The 17,206-nt window shown below is 71.0% G+C and carries 14 protein-coding genes; 3 read left to right on the forward strand and 11 right to left on the reverse strand.

Features of this window, described 5'->3' with window-relative positions:
• Positions 1–3 precede the first annotated feature (3 nt).
• Together AB0I79_RS21090 and AB0I79_RS21095 are read left to right on the forward strand one after the other, a co-directional pair.
• Positions 4–3,054 carry a BTAD domain-containing putative transcriptional regulator gene (locus AB0I79_RS21090; RefSeq protein WP_357875365.1) on the forward strand — a complete coding sequence of 1,017 codons (3,051 nt, stop codon included), beginning with the start codon at positions 4–6 and terminating at the stop codon, positions 3,052–3,054.
• A gap of 35 nt (positions 3,055–3,089) precedes the next feature.
• Entirely contained in the window at positions 3,090–4,598 is a 1,509-nt protein-coding gene (locus AB0I79_RS21095) for an MFS transporter (protein ID WP_357875367.1), read from the forward strand.
• A 1-nt stretch (position 4,599) separates the two neighbouring features.
• Here AB0I79_RS21095 and AB0I79_RS21100 read toward each other — a convergent pair whose 3' ends face one another.
• The 8 genes from AB0I79_RS21100 to AB0I79_RS21135 form a co-directional block, all read right to left on the reverse strand.
• Positions 4,600–5,508, reverse strand: a complete 909-nt coding sequence (locus tag AB0I79_RS21100) for a serine hydrolase (RefSeq protein ID WP_357875369.1) — start codon at positions 5,506–5,508, stop codon at positions 4,600–4,602.
• A 113-nt stretch (positions 5,509–5,621) separates the two neighbouring features.
• Positions 5,622–6,479 (reverse strand): alpha/beta hydrolase, encoded by an 858-nt coding sequence (locus AB0I79_RS21105; protein WP_357875371.1) that lies wholly within the window; start codon positions 6,477–6,479, stop codon positions 5,622–5,624.
• 10 nt (positions 6,480–6,489) lie between these two features.
• Positions 6,490–7,884, reverse strand: a complete 1,395-nt coding sequence (locus tag AB0I79_RS21110; protein ID WP_357875373.1) for an FAD-dependent oxidoreductase — start codon at positions 7,882–7,884, stop codon at positions 6,490–6,492.
• A gap of 160 nt (positions 7,885–8,044) precedes the next feature.
• A complete protein-coding gene (locus AB0I79_RS21115; protein WP_357875375.1) occupies positions 8,045–8,830 on the reverse strand; it encodes an ABC transporter permease in 786 nt (261 codons plus the stop codon).
• On the reverse strand, positions 8,827–9,678 hold the full coding sequence (locus AB0I79_RS21120; protein ID WP_357875377.1) for an ABC transporter permease: 852 nt from the start codon (positions 9,676–9,678) through the stop codon (positions 8,827–8,829). Before AB0I79_RS21120 ends, AB0I79_RS21115 begins: the two co-directional genes overlap by 4 nt.
• A gap of 3 nt (positions 9,679–9,681) precedes the next feature.
• On the reverse strand, positions 9,682–10,884 hold the full coding sequence (locus AB0I79_RS21125) for a spermidine/putrescine ABC transporter substrate-binding protein (protein ID WP_357875379.1): 1,203 nt from the start codon (positions 10,882–10,884) through the stop codon (positions 9,682–9,684).
• A gap of 21 nt (positions 10,885–10,905) precedes the next feature.
• Complete coding sequence (locus AB0I79_RS21130; RefSeq protein ID WP_357875381.1) at positions 10,906–11,973, reverse strand: ABC transporter ATP-binding protein; 1,068 nt, start codon at positions 11,971–11,973, stop codon at positions 10,906–10,908.
• A gap of 21 nt (positions 11,974–11,994) precedes the next feature.
• Positions 11,995–13,428 (reverse strand): gamma-aminobutyraldehyde dehydrogenase, encoded by a 1,434-nt coding sequence (locus tag AB0I79_RS21135; protein ID WP_357875383.1) that lies wholly within the window; start codon positions 13,426–13,428, stop codon positions 11,995–11,997.
• 202 nt (positions 13,429–13,630) lie between these two features.
• Here AB0I79_RS21135 and AB0I79_RS21140 point away from each other — a divergent pair, with 202 nt between their 5' ends.
• Positions 13,631–14,125 (forward strand): Lrp/AsnC family transcriptional regulator, encoded by a 495-nt coding sequence (locus AB0I79_RS21140; protein WP_357875385.1) that lies wholly within the window; start codon positions 13,631–13,633, stop codon positions 14,123–14,125.
• Here the strand turns inward: AB0I79_RS21140 and AB0I79_RS21145 are convergent.
• Genes AB0I79_RS21145 through speB form a run of 3 tightly spaced genes read right to left on the reverse strand, consistent with a single transcriptional unit; the run spans position 14,122 to position 17,170 of the window.
• Positions 14,122–14,736 (reverse strand): cyclase family protein, encoded by a 615-nt coding sequence (locus AB0I79_RS21145; protein WP_357875965.1) that lies wholly within the window; start codon positions 14,734–14,736, stop codon positions 14,122–14,124. The two genes, AB0I79_RS21140 and AB0I79_RS21145, sit on opposite strands and share 4 nt — an antisense overlap.
• Positions 14,736–16,241 carry a cytosine permease gene (locus AB0I79_RS21150; protein WP_357875387.1) on the reverse strand — a complete coding sequence of 502 codons (1,506 nt, stop codon included), beginning with the start codon at positions 16,239–16,241 and terminating at the stop codon, positions 14,736–14,738. Before AB0I79_RS21150 ends, AB0I79_RS21145 begins: the two co-directional genes overlap by 1 nt.
• Positions 16,238–17,170: an agmatinase gene (gene speB / locus AB0I79_RS21155; RefSeq protein WP_357875389.1), complete on the reverse strand. Its 933-nt coding sequence runs from the start codon at positions 17,168–17,170 to the stop codon at positions 16,238–16,240. Before speB ends, AB0I79_RS21150 begins: the two co-directional genes overlap by 4 nt.
• Positions 17,171–17,206: the final 36 nt, after the last annotated feature.

Below are 17,206 nucleotides of genomic sequence, written 5' to 3' on the forward strand. Positions count from 1 at the left end.
GACATGCGCTTCCAGATCCTCGGGCCCACCAACGTGCTGGGCGAGGACGGCGATCCGGTCACGCTCGGCGGCCCCCGCGTGCGTGCCCTGCTGACGCTGCTCGCGCTGCACGCGGGCCGCATCGTCGGCGCGGAGCAGCTCGTGGACGGCATGTACGGCCCCCGTCCCCCCGAGGGCGTGGCCAACGCGCTGCAGTCGCAGGTGTCCCGGCTGCGCCGGGCGCTGGGGCGGGACCGGGTGGAGTTCCACCCGGCCGGGTACCGGCTGGTCGCCGACCCGCGGGACGTGGACGCGCGCAGGTTCGAGCTGGTGGCGGCCGAGGGCCGGCAGGCGCTGGCCGGCGGCGACCCCGAGCGGGCGGCGGCGCTGCTGCGCGAGGCGCTGGAGCTGTGGCGGGGCGCGCCGCTCGTGGACGCCCCGCACGCCGACGCAGCCGCGGCGGCCCTGGAGGAGCTGCGGCTGGCCGCCACGGAGGACCGCGCGCAGGCGGACCTCGACCTCGGCAGGCACCGGGAGCTGGTGGCCGAGCTGAGCCAGCTCACGGCCGCGTACCCGCTGCGCGAGCGGCTGCGCGCCCAGCTCATGCGCGCCCTGTACGGCAGCGGCCGGCAGGCGGAGGCGCTGACCGTCTATGAGGAGACCAGGAAGCTGCTTGACGAGGAGCTGGGCATCGAGCCCGGCGCCGAGCTGGCCGCCGCCCACCTGGCCGTCCTCAGGGCCGACCCCGCTCTCGGCCCCGCGCTCGGCCCCGCACACCCGACCGCGCTCGGCCCCGCCCATCCGTCCGCACCCGGCGGCGGCACGCACCCGGCAACACTCGGCGGCACGCATCCCGCCGCCCCCGAGTCCGCGCACCCGGCCGCGCCTGGGGCCGCGCCTGGGACCGCACAGGGGGCCGGAGCGGGGGCCGGGGCGGGGGCCGGGGCGGGGGCCGGGGCGGGGGCCGGGGCGGGGGCCGAGGCAGGGGCGCAGGGTCCGGCAGGGCAGCCGGCGCGGCGGGGGCTGCGGGCGCAGCTCACCAGCTTCGTGGGCCGCGCCGAGGAGCTGGCGCAGGTCGGGGCCAGGCTCCGGGACAGCAGGCTGGTCACGCTGATCGGCCCCGGCGGCGCGGGCAAGACGCGGCTGGCGATCGAGACGGCCGCGCAGGAGCCAGGCGACGTGTGCTTCGTGCCGCTGGCCCCCGTCTCCGACGGCGACGGCGTGCCGCAGGCCGTGCTGGCCGCCCTCGGCGTCCGCGACGCCCTGCTGAACATCCACGAGCGGCCCACCCTGGACCCCGAGGCCAGGCTCGTCGCCGCGCTGGCCGACCGTGAGCTGCTGCTGGTCCTGGACAACTGCGAGCACCTCGTGACGGCCACCGCCGAGCTGGCCGACCACCTGCTGGCCGCCTGCCCCGACCTGCGCGTGCTGGTGACCGGCCGGGAGGCGCTGGGCATCACGGGCGAGTCGATCCTGCCCGTGGCGCCGCTGCGGCTGCCGCCCGCCGAGACGGACGAGCCACTCGGCTATCCCTCGGTGCGGCTGTTCGCCGACCGCGCCGCCGCCGTTCGGCCCGGCTTCGCGGTGGACGCGGGCAACGCCGAGCACGTCGTACGCATCTGCCGGGCCCTCGACGGGCTGCCGCTGGCGATCGAGCTCGCGGCGGCGCGGCTGCGTACGCTGTCGATCGCCGACGTCGCGGCCCGGCTCGACGACCGGTTCAGGCTGCTGACCCGCGGCAGCCGTACGGCGCTGCCCCGGCATCAGACGCTGCACGCGGTCGTGGCGTGGAGCTGGGACCTGCTGGACGAGAGCGAGCAGGTGATGGCCAGGCGGCTGAGCACGTTCGTGGCGGGGGCGCGCCCGGAGGTGGCCGAGCGGGTGTGCGGGCTGCCGGAGGAGGCGCTGTTCTCGCTGGCGGAGAAGTCGCTGGTGGAGTTCGCGGACGGGCGGTTCAGGATGCTGGAGACGATCCGGGCGTTCTGCGCGGAACGGCTGGAGGAGTCGGGCGAAGGGGACTCGATCCGCGACGCGCACGCCCGCTACTACCTCGACCTGCTGCTGACGGCCGACCCGCTGCTGCGTACCAGCGCGCAGATGGAGTGGCTGGCCAGGCTCGACGAGGAGAGCGGCGACCTCGACGCGGCCGTGCGCTGGACGACCGAGACCCGGCAGTTCGAGCTGGGCATGCGGCTGCTGGCCCACAGCGCCTGCTACTGGTGGATGCGCGGCCACCGCACCGCGAGCGCGAACCTGGCAGCCGCGCTGCTGGCCGCGCTGGGCGAGACGCGCCTGCCCGGCCTGGAGGAGGAGTACGGCATGTGCGTGCTCATCGTGGCCTGGGCCGGAGGCATGGACGAGTCGCTGCGCGCGCAGCTGGACGAGGTGCGGCGGCTGCTGCCGATCGACTACCTGCCGGTGCGGGTGGAGTTCATGATGATGCTGCTGTCGATGTTCACCGGGCCCCCGGAGGACTTCGACGCCATGCAGCAGTTCTACGTCAACCAGGTCAGTGACCTGCCGCCCTGGAAGCGGGCGTTGGCCAGCTGCGGCCATGCGTTCGTCCTGCAGATTCTCGGCCGGGCCGACGAGGCGCTGGAGTATTTCGAGATTAGCCTGGCCAGGTTCAGGGCCATCGGGGAGCGGTGGGGCATGGTGCTGGTGCTGTCCGGGCTCGGGACGCTGCGCCAGCGGCAGGGTGACTACCGCAGCGCGCACGCGCTCGCCGACGAGGCGCTCGCGCTGGCGCGCGAGCTGGGCGCGGCCACGGAGACCGCCGAGGGGCTGTGCCGCCGCGGTGACGCGCGGATCGCCCTGAACGACCTGCCGGGCGCGCGGGCGGACTACGCGGAGGCGGGCGAGCTGTCGCGCCGCAACGGCTCCATGGAGATCCTGGCCTGGGCCCTGCTCGGGCTGGGCCTGGTCGAGATGGAGCAGGGCGATCCCGGCGCGGCCCGTGCCCTGCTGGTCCAGGCCCGCGAGGTGTGCCCCGGCGACTGGTACAGCACCGAGGACACCCGCTGCCGCATCGACACCGCGCTGGCGCAGCTCGGCGGCTCGGTCAGCGAACGGTAGGCCCGCCGTCAGCCGCCCCGGCCAGAGTGTGCGGCATGAAGAACAAATGGGCGTGCCTGGCCATCGCCTGCCTGGCCACGCTGCTGCTCTCCCTCGATCTCACCGTCCTGCACCTGGCCCTGCCCCGGCTGGTGGCCGACCTCGGCGCGACCTCCACGCAACTGCTGTGGATCGGCGACATGTACGGCTTCGCGCTGGCCGGCCTGCTCGTCACCATGGGCAACCTCGGCGACCGCATCGGCCGCAAGCGCCTGCTCCTGATCGGCGCCGTCGCGTTCGGCGCCGCCTCCGTGGTCACCGCGTACGCGCCCACCCCCGAGCTGCTGATCGCGGCCAGGGCGCTGCTGGGCGTGGCCGGCGCCACGATCATGCCCTCGACGTTGTCGATCATCCGGAACGTGTTCACCGAGCCGGGCGAGCGTACCGCGGCCATCGGCGTCTGGAGCGGGATGAGCGCGGCGGGCTTCGCCGTCGGCCCCGTGGTCGGGGGCCTGCTGCTCGACCACTTCTGGTGGGGCTCGGTCTTCCTGATCAACGTGCCGATCATGGCGCTGGTGCTGGCCGGCGGCATCCTCGTGCTGCCGGAGTCGCGCAACCCGCACGCGGGCCGGCTCGACCTGGTCAGCGTGGTGCTGTCGTTCGCCGGCATCGTGACCGCCATCTACGCGATCAAGGAGGCGGCGCACAAGGGCGTCGAGCACGCGGACGTGGTGGCGGCGGGCGTGGCGGGGGTCGCGCTGCTCGCGCTGTTCGTGTGGCGGCAGGCCAGGCTCGCCGAGCCGCTCATCGACGTGCGGCTCTTCGCGCGCCGCGCGTTCACCGCCTCGATCCTGACGAACCTGCTGGCGATCTTCGCCATGTCGGCCATGATGCTGATGTTCGCCTGGTACCTGCAGCTCGTGCTCGGCTGGTCGCCGCTGCAGGCGGGGCTCGCCCAGCTCCCCGGCGGGCTGAGCGGCGCGGTGGGCGGCGTGCTGGCCGCCAAGCTCATCCGGCCCCTGGGCAGGAACGGCGTGGTCGCGCTGGGCCTGGCCATGAACGCGGGCTCGTTCCTCTACTACGCCACGCTCGGCACCGAGCTGAACTACCTGACGCTGCTGCCGGTCATGGTGATCGGCGGCATGGGCGTCGGGTTCGCCTTCACCGTCAACAACGACAACGTGCTGGCCACGGCGCCGCGGCAGCGTGCGGGGGCCGCCGCCGCGGTGTCGGAGACCGCGTTCGAGCTGGGCGGCGCGCTCGGCATCGCGATCCTGGGCACGGTGCTGACCAGCGCCTACCGGGCCGGCCTCGAAGTGCCCGCCGGGGTCCCGGCCGAGGCCGCCAGGGAGTCGATCGCCGGAGCGCTGAACCTGGCCGCCACCCTGCCCGCCGGGCAGGCCGACCAGCTCGTACGGGCGGCGCAGGCGGCCTTCGTCGAGGGCGTGCACCTCACCTCGCTCGTCACGGCGAGCCTGCTGGCCGTGGTCGCGGTGCTCGCCCTGGTGGGCCTGCGCGGCGTGCCGAAGGTCATCTCGGAGGAGGTGCTGTCCGGCGCGCACTAGCTCACGCGATGGGGTTCGTCGGGCAGGGGCGGGTCCTCGTCGGGGACAGGTCGTCGAGGCGGTGGCCGATCATCCGGGCGATGCCCTCGATGGTCTGGATGCCCGTCCCCTCGCCCGGCTGCCGGTCGGTCTGCACCGACAGCAGCAGGTCCCGCCCCGGCCCCACGACGCGGCCGTAGCTGGTCACCGCCCACGTGTGGTGGATGAACGGCCGCGGCGTCCACCCGTTCTTCAGCGCCACCCGATCCCCTGGCCTGGCGGCGGCGCTGACGCCCCACGCCTGGTCCTTCTGCACCCGCTCCATCAGCCCGAGCACCATCCCCCGGTCGCCTGCGGTCAGCCCCTTGCCGCCCTGGACGAGCACCTTCATCAGGCGGATGCGGTCGGCGGGGCTGGTGTTGGTGCCGCCCCAGTACTTGCTCGGCCCCGGCGTGGTCTCCTTCAGCCCGATCCGGCGGTAGAAGTCGCTCATGGCCCCGCCGCCGCCGACCCGCGACCACAACACGTCGGCGGCGCTGTTGTCGCTCTCCCTGATCATGCGGGTGGCCAGGTCCCGCTCGCCCTCGTCGAGGCGGGAGTCGCGGCCGGCCAGCAGCGCGGCGAGGATGTCCACCTTGGCACCGCTGGCGGTGATCATGTCGTGCTCGTGCTCCCCCTGCCCCAGCCGGATCCCGGTCACCAGGTCCAGCGCGCCGTAGACGATGCGGCCCGGCCGGCCGCGCACGTACTGGGCGAGGTCGCGTTCGAGCCGCGCCCGGGCGGCCTTGCCCGCCCGGATGTCACGAAATTTCAGGACACAGCGTGCGACCTTGACCGGCGCCTCCACCGCGGCGGGCACGACCGGCGCCTTCCCGGCCCCGCAACCGGCCGCGACCGCCAGCCCGAGCCAGGCCATCCACTTCCCACGCACGCGCGAACCCCCGTGATCTCGTCGGGGGTCGTACGGATGATGCCCGGCCAGGCGGGCCCGCCCATCCCGCCAGGCGGTTTCCTGGCGAGACCTTCAGCACTACCTTGCCGGGCTCAGAGGTGCTCGCCCAGGAAATCGGCGGTCGCGTCCACGGCCTGAGTGACGTACGGCTCCCGGTCGTAGAGGTCGATGTGCTGCTTGGCGTCCACCCAGACGATCTTCTTCGGCTGGTCGAGCCGCCTGAACACCTCCTCCGCCCCCTCGGGCGTGCAGAACCGGTCCACGACCCCGTGCACGAGCAGCGCCGGCTTCGGCGACAGGAAGTCGCTGCCCGTCATGTTGTCCATGGTGAGCAGCTCCAGCACGCTGGCCCTGGTCACCTCGTTCGACCAGTGCGGGGACGCGCCGCGCTCGCCGCCGTAGTACGCGTACGGCTCGTCACCGGGCATCGCGGCCTCGCCCTGCCCGGCGACCGCGGGCAGGTACTCGACGGGCCCGCCCAGGTCCTGCCGCTCCAGCACGTCCAGGTAGGGCGCGAGGTCCGCGCCGCGCATCGCGTAGGGGTTGTTGTACGCCCCGGCGATCCCCGCGAACACCTTCACCCGGGGGTCGAAGGCGGCGAACTTGAGCGCGTATCCCCCGCCGAGACAGATCCCGACCGCCCCGATCCGCTCACGGTCCACCTCGGGCCGCGACCGCAGGAACGACACCGCGGCCCGCAGGTCGTGCAGCTTGCCCTGCGGGTCCTCGTGGCGGCGCGGCAGCCCCTCGGACTCGCCCCAGTTGCGATGGTCGAAGGCCAGCGTGGCATACCCCCGCTCGGCCAGCCGGGCCGCGTACAGGCCCGTGACCTGGTCACGCACTCCGGTGAACGGCCCGGTGAACACCAGCCCCGGCCACGGCCCCACGCCGTCCGGCACCCGCAGGTCGCCGGCCAGCGTGAGACCGTCCACAACGAATTCCACTCTCATGGACACCAGGCTACGAGTCGAACCCGAGCCCCATCCGGTCGAGCGCGCGCAGCCACAGGTTGCGCCTGCCCTGGTGCTGGTCGGCCTGGGCGATCGACCAGCGGGTGAACTGGATCACCCCCGACCGCACCGGCTCGGGCGGGAACGGCATCGGCTTCTCCTTCACCATGCGCAGCTCGGTGCGGTCGGTGGGCTTGCCCGACAGCAGGTCCAGCATGACGTTCGCGCCGAACCGAGTGGCGCCGACGCCCATGCCGGTGTAGCCGGCGGCGTAGACCAGCCGGCCGCCGTGCGCCTGCCCGTAGAAGGCGCTGAACCGGCTGCACGTGTCGATCACGCCGCCCCACCTGTGGGTGAACCGCACCCCGTCGAGCTGCGGGAAGGTGTCGTAGAAGTGCCGCGCGAGCTTGACGAACGTCTCGTCGCGCTGGTCGTACTCCGGCTTGACCAGGCCCCCGTTGTAGTAGACGGCGTCGTAGCCGCCCCACAGGATCCGGTTGTCGTCGGTCAGCCGGTAGTAGTGGAACTGGTTGCCCGAGTCGCCCACGCCCTGCCTGTTGCGCCAGCCCACGGAGTCGAGCTGGGCCGCGGTCAGGGGCTCGGTCATCAGCACGTAGTCGTACACCGGAACCACGAAGTGCTTCAGCCGCCGCAGCAGCGGCGGGAACACCCCGGTGCCCAGCGCCACCTGGCGCGCGCCCACCGTGCCGTGCGGCGTGCGCAGGGTGATCGTCGTGCCGTCGTCGGCCATCGAGCGGACCGGGGTGCGCTCGTGGACGCGTACACCGAGCCGCAGGCACGCGTCCCGCAGCCCCCACACCAGCCGCGCCGGGTCGAGCATGGCGCAGCCGCTGCGCTCCCAGAGCCCGCCCAGGTAGGTCGGCGAGTTCACCTCGGCCCGCACCTGCTCCTGGTCCAGCGGCAGGTAGTCGAGGCCGAGGTCGGAGATCAGGTCGAGGTGCTCGTTGAGGCCGTCGAGCTGCCACTCCTCGGTGGCCACGTGCAGCTCGCCGGTCCGTTCGAAGGAGCAGTCGACGCCGTAGCGCTCCAGCGTGCGCTCGATCTCGTCGAGGTTCTCGACCCCCATGCGTTCGAGCCGGTCGATCTCCTCAGGCCACCGCTCCAGCCCGTTGGCCAGGCCGTGGGTGAGGGTCGCCATGCAGAACCCGCCGTTGCGGCCGGTGGCCGCCCAGCCGATCCTGCGGCCCTCGATCAGGACGACGTCCAGCGAGGGGTCGCGCTCCTTGGCCATCAGAGCCGTCCAGAGCCCCGAGAAGCCGCCGCCGACGACGACCAGGTCGGCGGTGGTGTGTCCGAAGAGCCGCGGTTGCGGCTCGGGTCTGGCCGGGCTGTCCAGCCAGTACGGCTTGCGCTCCGCATCAGCCAGCGCCTTCAGCGGATCCACAAATCCCACTTCCCTTACGAAAGTCTGAGTCTTGAAAATTGCGGGACCAATGAGGTGTCACGCGCGGGTTCCCCCCGCCGGAATCCGATCTCGCCTCCCTGTTCTTGGCCAAGGTGAAAACCCCTCCGCGACCTGCGGAGGGGAATCCGGAAGAATGTTCTCAGCTACGGCGGCGCGCCGCGACCGCGTTGCCGACGGCGATCAGCACCCCGATGCAGAAGATCAGCGTACCCATGACGTTGACCTGCGGCGGGATGCCGGTCTTCACCGCGCCGACGATCCACAGCGGGAAGGTGACGGTCGAGCCGTTGACGAAACTGGTCACCACGTAGTCGTCGATGGACAGCGCGAAGGCCAGCATGCCGCCCGCCAGCACGCCCGGCAGGATCGCCGGCAGCGTCACCTGCCGGAAGGTGCCCCAGGCCGTGGCGCCCAGGTCCCTGGCGGCCTCCTCCAGGGAGGGGTCCAGGGTGACGACCCGCGCCCGCACGGTGACCACCACGAACGACAGCGAGAACAGCACGTGCGAGATGATGATCGTGTTGGCGTCGCGCGGCACGTTGCCGGAGACGAACAGCGACAGCAGCGACGCCCCCATGACCAGCTCGGGTGTCGAGATGGCGGCGAAGACCAGGAAGTTCGTCGCTCCCTGGCCGCGGAAGCGGTGCCGGCCGAGCGCGAGGCCGAGCATGGTGCCGATCACGACCGTGATGACCGTGCTGACCAGGGCGATCACCAGCGAGTTGTACAGCGCGACGGTGAGGTCGGAGATGTCGAACAGCTCGGCGTACCAGCGCAGGGTGAAGCCCTGCCAGGTGGTGTTGGACTTGCTCTGCTTGTCGTTGAACCCGAACAGGATCATCACGGCGATCGGCGACGACAGCCAGACGATGATCAGCCAGGTGTAGAGGTGCAGCAGCCGGTCGCCGGCCCGCGCGCCCCTCATCGGGCCGCCGCCTCGAGCACGTTCTCGGTCCCGAGCGCCCGCGCGTAGATGAAGATGCCCACCAGCAGCACCGCCATCAGCGTGAACGACAGCGCCGAGGCGGTCGGGTAGTCGAGGTTGGTCAGGTACTCGGTCTGGATGATGTTGCCGATCATCGTGTTCGAGGTGCCGCCGAGGATGGCCGCGTTGATCGGGTCGGCCGTGGCGGGCACGAACGTCATCAGCACCCCGGCGAACACCCCCGGCAGCGACAGCGGCAGCACCACCCGCCGGAAGGCCGCCGCCCGCGTCGCGTACAGGTCCTGGGCCGCCTCCACCACCCGCGGGTCCACCCGCTCCAGCGCCACGTAGATCGGCAGGATCATGAATGGCAGGAAGTTGTAGGTCAGCCCGCCCACCACCGCGAACGTCGTGGCCAGCACGTGGAAGTCCGCGGGCAGCAGCCCCCAGCCCTTCAGCGTGCCGAACAGGATGCCGTTGTCCGACAGCAGGAAGTTCCACGAGATCGTGCGCAGCACGAACGAGACGAAGAACGGCAGCAGGAGCAGGAACAGGTACGTCGACTTGCGGGCGCCGGCCTTGAAGGCGATGAAGTACGCCACCGGGTACCCGATCACCAGCATGGCCACGGTGGCGAGCCCGCCGTAGAGCAGCGACCGGACGAGCTGCGTGCTGTAGCGGCCGATCGCGTCCGCGTAGTTGGAGAAGCTGAACGTCATGGCGAAGCCGTCGATGGCGTTGCCGGTCTGCAGCGACACCGACGCCATCGCGACCATGGGCACGACCAGGAAGATCGCCAGCCACATCCAGCTCGGCAGCGCGAGCAGGTAGGGGGTGAGCCGCCGCATCGGTTACGCCTGGGTGATGGACTGGAAGATCGGGTTGAACACCTGCTCCTGCTGGGTGGTGAGCTGGGTGTAGTTGCGCAGCTTGGCGTAGTCGGCCTCGGAGGGGAACATGAGCGCGCTGTCGACCATGTCCTCCAGCGCCTTCTTGTCCTCGCCCTTGGCCGTCCTGGCCTTCTCGCGCAGCAGGTCCTGCACGGCGGGGACCGGGGTGACGTACTGGATGTACTCGTCCAGCTCGGCGGCCACGGCCGGCTGGTAGAGGTAGTCCATCAGCATGAGGGCGTCCACCGGGTTGGCCGCGCCCTTGGGGATGAGCATGTTGTCGGTCCAGATCGTGCCGCCCTCGGCCGGCACGACGAACTTCACCGGCTCGCCGGCGAGCTGCCGCTGGAACACGTCGCCGGACCAGGCCATGGTCAGCCAGACGTCGCCCTTCGACACGGCGTCGATATACGACTGATCATAATATTTCCGCACAATTCCGGCATCGCGCTGTGCCTTCAGCTTCTCGCCGGCCTTGTTCCAGTCCGCCTCGGTGGACTTCTCCGGGTCGATGCCCAGCGCGATCATGCCGAAGTTGGCGATCTCCTGGGCGTCGGCCATCATGCCGACCCGCCCCTTGTACTTGGGGTCGAACAGCGACTCGATGCTGGTGATCTCGTCCTTGACGTACTTGGTGTTGTACGCGATGCCGGTCACCCCGGAGGTGTACGGCACCGTGTACTTGTTACCCGGGTCGTACGAGCGCTCCTTGTACTTCTGACCGGCGTTGGCCTGGAAGTTCGGCAGCTTGGCGTGGTCGAGCGGCACCGCGTAGCCCAGCTCGATCATGTGCTGGAGCTGGATGCCGTTCGTCATGACGACGATGTCGTAGCCCAGCGACTGCCCGGCGCGCAGCACGGGGTCGGCCTTGCCGAAGAACTCGGCGTTCTCCTGGATGACCTCCTTGTACTCGTACGCGATGCCGGTGTCCTGCTTGAACTTCTCCAGCGGGCCCTTGTCCTCCGGCATGTACTCGGGCCAGTTGGCGAAGACGACCTTGCCGTTCTTCTTCTGCTTGGCCCAGTAGTCGGCCACGGCGTCGGCCTTCGGGGGCGCCGCCTTCTGCCCCTGCACGCCGCAGGCGGCCAGGGCGAGCCCGGCGGCGGAGAAACCCGCCAGGCGGAAGACGTCACGACGGGTGCGGGGCTGCGTCATTCCACGCATGAAGGGGTTCATGGGGTGCTATCAACTTCCAATCACGTACGAGTGCTGCGCCTGCCACGACAGCCAGACGGAGTCGCCCCGCTCCGCCGTGGCCGTCGCGTCATGCGCGTTCTGCTGAAACACGGTGATCTCGGCCCCGTCAGCGAGAGTCACCGCATAGCTGTTATACGTGCCGAGATACACCACTTCGGCCACGATGCCCTGCACGGCGCTCAGCTCCTGCGCGGGCTCCTCCGTGCCGATGGTGATCTTCTCGGGCCGCACGGTCACCGTCACGTCGCCGTCGTGGCCGGGCACCAGCACCTTGCCGCCGCCGACCTTCAGCTCGCCGCCGGTCGCGGCGCCGGCGAGCAGGTTGGAGGTGCCGATGAAGCCGGCCACGAAGGCCGTGGCGGGCCGCTCGTAGATCTCGCGCGGGCCGGCGAGCTGCTCGACCACGCCGTCCTTCATGACGGCGATGCGGTCGCTCATGGTCAGCGCCTCGCTCTGGTCGTGCGTGACGTACACGAACGTGATGCCGACCTCGCGCTGGATGCGCTTGAGCTCGACCTGCATGGCCTGGCGCAGCTTGAGGTCGAGCGCGCCGAGCGGCTCGTCGAGCAGCAGCGCGCGCGGCCGGTTGACCAGGGCCCTGGCCAGGGCCACGCGCTGCTGCTGGCCGCCGGAGAGCTGGCGCGGCATGCGCTTGCCCCGGTCGGCGAGGTCGACGATCTCCAGCATCTCGCCGACCCGCCGGTCGATCTCCGCCTTCGGCGTCCTGCGCTGCTTGAGCCCGAACGCCACGTTGTCCCAGACGCTCATGTGCGGGAAGAGCGCGTAGGACTGGAAGACCATGTTGACGTCGCGCTTGTTGGGGGGGACGTTCGTGACGTCCTGGCCGTAGAGCTTCACCAGGCCCTTCGTCGGCGCCTCGAAGCCCGCGATCATCCTCATGGTCGTGGTCTTGCCGCAGCCGGACGGGCCGAGGAGGGAGAAGAACTCCCCCTCCTCGATGCCCAGCGTCACGCCTTTGACTGCCTGGACGACCTCGCCATGCGAGTGATACTCCTTGACGACGTCCGCAAGCTCAATCGCACTCAGCCCGGTCATTTCCAGGTTCGTTCCTTGCCGCTATTCGCCGATGTAGTGCATGACGTGCTTGACCCGGGTGTAGTCGTGCAGACCGAACACCGACAGGTCCTTGCCGTACCCGGAGTGCTTGAAGCCGCCGTGCGGCATCTCCGAGACGAACGGGATGTGCGTGTTGACCCAGACCACGCCGAAGTCGAGCCGGTTCGACATGCGCATCGCGCGGCCGTGGTCGGAGGTCCAGACCGAGCCGCTCAGGCCGTACTTCACGTCGTTGGCCTTGGCCAGGGCGTCGGCCTCGTCGGTGAAGGTCTGGACGGTGATCACGGGGCCGAAGACCTCGTTCTGCACCATCTCGTCGTCCTGGCGCAGCCCGTCCACGACGGTCGGGGCGAAGAAGTAGCCCTTGTCGCCGACGCGGTGACCGCCCGTGAGGACCTTGGCGTGCGCGGGGACCCGGTCGATGAAGCCCTGGACCCTGGCGAGCTGGTTCTCGTTGTTGAGCGGGCCGTAGAGGGCGTCCTCGTTGCCCAGGTCGCCGGTGACGGTGCCGGCGGCGGCCTCGGTGAGCGCGGCCACGAACTCGTCGTGCACGCTCTCGTGCACCAGCACCCGGCAGGCGGCCGTGCAGTCCTGGCCGGCGTTGTAGAGGCCGGCGGTGGCGATGTCGCCGGCGGCCTTGCGCAGGTCCTTGACGTCCTCGAAGACCACGACCGGCGCCTTGCCGCCGAGCTCCAGGTGCACGCGCTTGAGGTCGTCGGCGGCGCTCTTGGCCACCGACATGCCGGCGCCGACCGAGCCGGTGATGGCCACCATGGCGGCGGTCGGGTGGCTGACCACCATGGCGCCGCTCTCGCGGTCGCCCGTGACGACGTTGAAGACGCCGGGCGGCAGCACCTCGCCGAGGATCTCGGCCAGCTTCAGCGTGGAGACCGGGGTGGTGTCGGACGGCTTGAGCACGATCGTGTTGCCGGCCGCCAGCGCGGGGGCGATCTTCCAGACCGCCATCATCATCGGGTAGTTCCACGGCGTCACCTGGCCGACCACGCCGATCGGCTCGTGCCTGATGACGCTGGTGTGCTCGGCCAGGAACTCGCCGGCCGTGGGGCCCTCCAGCGTGCGCGCCGCGCCCGCGAAGAAGCGGAAGTGGTCGGCGGCGACCGGCGTCTCGTCCTCGGCCATGCGGGCGCGGGGCTTGCCGGTGTTGCGGCACTCGGCCTCGTTGATCTCATCGGCCCGGGCGTCGATCGCGTCGGCGACCTTGAGCAGCAGGTTCGCCCGCTCGCCCGGGGTGGTCCTGCCCCACGACTCGAACGCGGCGGCCGCGGCGGCGAAGGCGGCGTCGATGTCCTCCTGACCCGAGACGGGAGCCTGGACATAGGCCTCACCCGTGCACGGATCGATGATGTCGGAGAATCGGCCGCTCTTGGCGTCCACGAACTCACCGTTGATGTAGTTCTGCAGACGGGTGGTCAAGGTGATGACCTCCTCGTGAGGTGGCTGAGATGCCGCGACTCTGACAGAGCAGATGCATCACGACAAGGGATTTCGTGGTGAAGATATCAAATTGCTACGAATTCGCTTGACAGACCGCGAAGAACTGACAACATGTCGCACCAGGACGGCAACCCGGCGGGAACGTCCCCGTAACGCCGGACCGCTAGGAGGAATCCGATCGATGACGACGCCGCCCCGCGTACGCCGAAACAGCGCAGGCTCCAGCGGCCCGGTGGTCCTCGACGACCTGTCCAAGCAGATCATCGAGCAGCTCCAGGCCGACGGGCGCAAGCCGTACGCGGCGATCGGGAAGGCGGTCGGCCTCTCCGAGGCCGCGGTACGCCAGCGCGTGCAGCGGCTCCAGGACGCCGGCGTCATGCAGATCGTCGCGGTCACCGACCCGCTCACGCTCGGTTTCCCCCGGCAGGCCATGATCGGCGTCACCTGCGAGGGCGACCTGGAGAAGGTGGCCGACGAGCTGGCCGGCATCGAGGAGATCGACTACGTCGTGCTCACGGCCGGCTCCTTCGACGTCATCGTCGAGGTGGTCTGCGAGGGTGACGGGCACCTGCTGGAGATCCTCAGCAAGATCCGCGCCATCCCCGCCGTCCGGGCCACCGAGTCGTTCGTCTACCTCAAGCTGCGCAAGCAGACCTACTCCTGGGGCACCCGCTAGCCGATCCGGGCGACCGCCCGCACGGGCGAGCCGTCACCTCCGGCGATCCGCAGCGGGAACATCGACACCTCGACCGGCCGGTCTGCCGGCAATCGATCGAGCCCCACCAGGTTCTCCGCGATGACCGCGTGCGCGCGCAGCAGCGCCTCGTGCGCGGGAAAGTCGTCGGCAGGCGTCGGGTCCACGCTCAGCGCGTCGATGCCCACCGTGCGCACGCCCCGTTCGACCAGCAGCGCGGCGGCCTCCGCGCTGAGGAAGGGGTGGTCCCGGCTGCCGAACGGCCACCCGGTGGCCACCAGCACGATCATCCCCGCGCTCACGTGCCCGAACAGCTCGGCCCCGATCGGCGAGCGCGGCGCCCGCCCCCGGGCGTCCACCACGACGGCGGGCCCGTGGAAGCGCTCCAGGGGCAGCTCGTCCAGCGTGGGCAGCGCGTCGTCGAGGTGGAAGGGCGCGTCCACGTGGGTGCCCGAGTGGGAGCCCAGGTGCAGGCCCAGCACGTTCACGCCGTCGCGGGCCACGGTGAGGGCGGGGCCGACCGAGACCTCGGGGTCGCCGGGGTAGACGGGCATCCCGGTCTCGATCGGCGCCGACAGGTCGATCAGCTCCATCACGTCACCGGCTCCACGATCGGCAGGACGGGCGTGTCGGCCGAGCGGACCAGGCGCGGCCCCTCGTGCCCGTAGACCTCGCGCGGCTCGGGGAAGAGCGCCAGCAGCACCAGGTAGAGCAGCCCGGCCACGGCCAGCCCGACCGGGAGCGAGATGTCGATCCCGCCGGCCAGGCTCCCCAGCGGCCCGACGAACTGCCCCGGCAGGTTGACGAACATCAGCGCCAGCCCGGCGGAGACGAGCCAGGCGCCGAGCCCGCGCCAGTTCCAGCCGTGCGCGAACCAGTAGCGGCCGCCGCGCTGGCGCCGGTTGAACACCTGCAGCGCCTCCGGGTCGTACCAGCCACGCCGCGTCACGTAGCCGAGCATCATGATCACCATCCAGGGTGCCGTGCACGTGATGATCAGTGTGGCGAACGTGGAGATGCTCTGCGTGAGGTTCGCCGCGAAACGCCCGATGAAGATGAACACGATCGACAGCGTGCCGATGAACACGGTGGCCTGGACCCGGGAGAAGCGCGGGAAGACGCTGGAGAAGTCGAGGCCGGTGCCGTACAGCGAGGTCGTGCCGGTGGACATGCCGCCGATCAGGGCGATGAGGCAGACGGGCACGAAGTACCAGCCGGGCGAGACCGCCAGCAGGCCGCCGACGTAGTTGGGGGCGGCGGGGTCCACGTACTCGGCGGCCTTGGTGGCGATGATCGAGGCGGTGGCCAGGCCGAAGAAGAACGGCAGGATGGTGGCGAGCTGCGACAGGAACGCCGCCGCCATCACCCGCCCGCGCGGGGTGCTCGCCGGGATGTAGCGGGACCAGTCGCCGAGGAAGGCGCCGAAGGAGACCGGGTTCGACAGCACGATCAGGGCCGCGCCGATGAACGAGGGCCAGAACAGGGCGTCGCCCGGCTGCACGGCGCCGGCGTACGACGGGTCGAAGTCGCCGGCGAAGGCGAACACGCCCAGCACGAACAGCAGCGACGCCGCCGCGACCGCGATCTTGTTCACGAACAGCATGAACCGGAAGCCGTACACGCAGACCACCAGCACGAGGATGGCGAAGATCCCGTACGCGACCCCGTACGACAGGTCGGTGTCCGGCAGCCCCACCAGCCGGTGGGCGCCGCCCACGAGCGCGTCACCCGACGACCACACCGAGATCGAGAAGAACGCGATCGCGGTCAGCAGCGACAGGAACGAGCCCACGATCCGGCCGTGCACGCCCAGGTGCGCGGAGGAGGAGACGGCGTTGTTGGTGCCGTTGAGCGGCCCGAACAGCGACAGCGGCGCCAGGATCAGCGCCCCCGCCACCAGCCCGAGCACGGTGGCGGCCAGGCCGTGCCAGAACGACAGGCCGAACAGGATGGGAAAGGCGCCGAGCACGCACGTCGCGAACGTGTTGGCGCCGCCGAAGGCGACCCTGAACAGGTCGACGGGGCGGGCGTTGCGGTCGGCGTCGGGGATGCGCTCGACGCCGTAGGTCTCGATCTCGGTGAGGGAGCCGCTGCTCATGTCTTCTCCTGGAGCGCCAGCAGGCTGACGAGGTCGTAGGCCACGTGGGAGGCGGCGATCGAGGTGATCTCCGCGTGGTCGTAGGCCGGGGCCACCTCGACCACGTCGGCCCCGATCAGGTTCAGCCCGGCCAGGCCGCGCAGGATCTCCAGCAGCTCGCGGCTGGTGAGCCCGCCGGCCTCGGGGGTGCCCGTGCCGGGGGCGTGCGCGGGGTCGAGCACGTCGATGTCGACGGACAGGTACAGCGGGCGGTCGCCGACCCGCTGCCGCAGCAGGTCGATCACCTCGTCCAGCCCGCGCCGCAGCACGTCGGCCGCGGTCACGATGCCGAACCCGAGCCGCCGGTCCTCCTCCAGGTCCTTCTTGCCGTAGAGGGAGCCCCTGATCCCGACGTGGCTGAGCGCCTCGGTGTCGAGGACGCCCTCCTCGACGGCCCGGCGGAACGGGGTGCCGTGCGTGTACTCGGCCCCGAAGTAGGTGTCCCACGTGTCGAGGTGCGCGTCGAAGTGCACCAGCGCCACGGGGCCGTGCTTCCTGGCCGCCGAGCGCAGCAGCGGCAGCGCGATCGTGTGGTCGCCGCCGATGGTGACGAGCCTGGCGTCGAGATCGTCGGCCGCGCCCTCGATGGTCTCGATGGCGGCGCCGATGTCGAACGGGTTGACCGCGATGTCCCCGGCGTCGGCGACCTGCACCCGCTCGAACGGGGACACGTCGAGGCCGGGGTGGTAGGGCCGCAGCAGCCGGGACGCCTCCCGTACGGCGGCGGGGCCGAACCGGGCACCGGGCCGGTAGGAGACACCGGTGTCGAAGGGCACGCCCACCACCGCCACGTCCGCCCGCTCCACCTGGTCCAGGCGGGGCAGGCGGGCGAAGGTGGCGGGGCCCGCGAAGCGCGGGACCTTGCTGGAGTCGACGGGACCGAGGTTCATGCGCCTCAGTGTTCGTCACGCCTCTGACCTGCGGCA

This window comes from Nonomuraea sp. NPDC050202, assembly GCF_040656115.1.
In the GTDB taxonomy this organism is placed as follows: Bacteria; Actinomycetota; Actinomycetes; order Streptosporangiales; family Streptosporangiaceae; genus Nonomuraea.

Bases quoted from the DNA above. Each gene is read 5' to 3' on its own strand.
- AB0I79_RS21150 (WP_357875387.1), bottom strand. From the start codon at position 16,241: ATGAGCAGCGGCTCCCTCACCGAGATCGAGACCTACGGCGTCGAGCGC.
- speB (WP_357875389.1), bottom strand. From the start codon at position 17,170: ATGAACCTCGGTCCCGTCGACTCCAGCAAGGTCCCGCGCTTCGCGGGC.
- AB0I79_RS21140 (WP_357875385.1), top strand. From the start codon at position 13,631: ATGACGACGCCGCCCCGCGTACGCCGAAACAGCGCAGGCTCCAGCGGC.
- AB0I79_RS21120 (WP_357875377.1), bottom strand. From the start codon at position 9,678: ATGCGGCGGCTCACCCCCTACCTGCTCGCGCTGCCGAGCTGGATGTGG.
- AB0I79_RS21095 (WP_357875367.1), top strand. From the start codon at position 3,090: ATGAAGAACAAATGGGCGTGCCTGGCCATCGCCTGCCTGGCCACGCTG.
- AB0I79_RS21145 (WP_357875965.1), bottom strand. From the start codon at position 14,736: ATGGAGCTGATCGACCTGTCGGCGCCGATCGAGACCGGGATGCCCGTC.
- AB0I79_RS21105 (WP_357875371.1), bottom strand. From the start codon at position 6,479: ATGAGAGTGGAATTCGTTGTGGACGGTCTCACGCTGGCCGGCGACCTG.
- AB0I79_RS21090 (WP_357875365.1), top strand. From the start codon at position 4: ATGCGCTTCCAGATCCTCGGGCCCACCAACGTGCTGGGCGAGGACGGC.
- AB0I79_RS21125 (WP_357875379.1), bottom strand. From the start codon at position 10,884: ATGCGTGGAATGACGCAGCCCCGCACCCGTCGTGACGTCTTCCGCCTG.
- AB0I79_RS21115 (WP_357875375.1), bottom strand. From the start codon at position 8,830: ATGAGGGGCGCGCGGGCCGGCGACCGGCTGCTGCACCTCTACACCTGG.
- AB0I79_RS21130 (WP_357875381.1), bottom strand. From the start codon at position 11,973: ATGACCGGGCTGAGTGCGATTGAGCTTGCGGACGTCGTCAAGGAGTAT.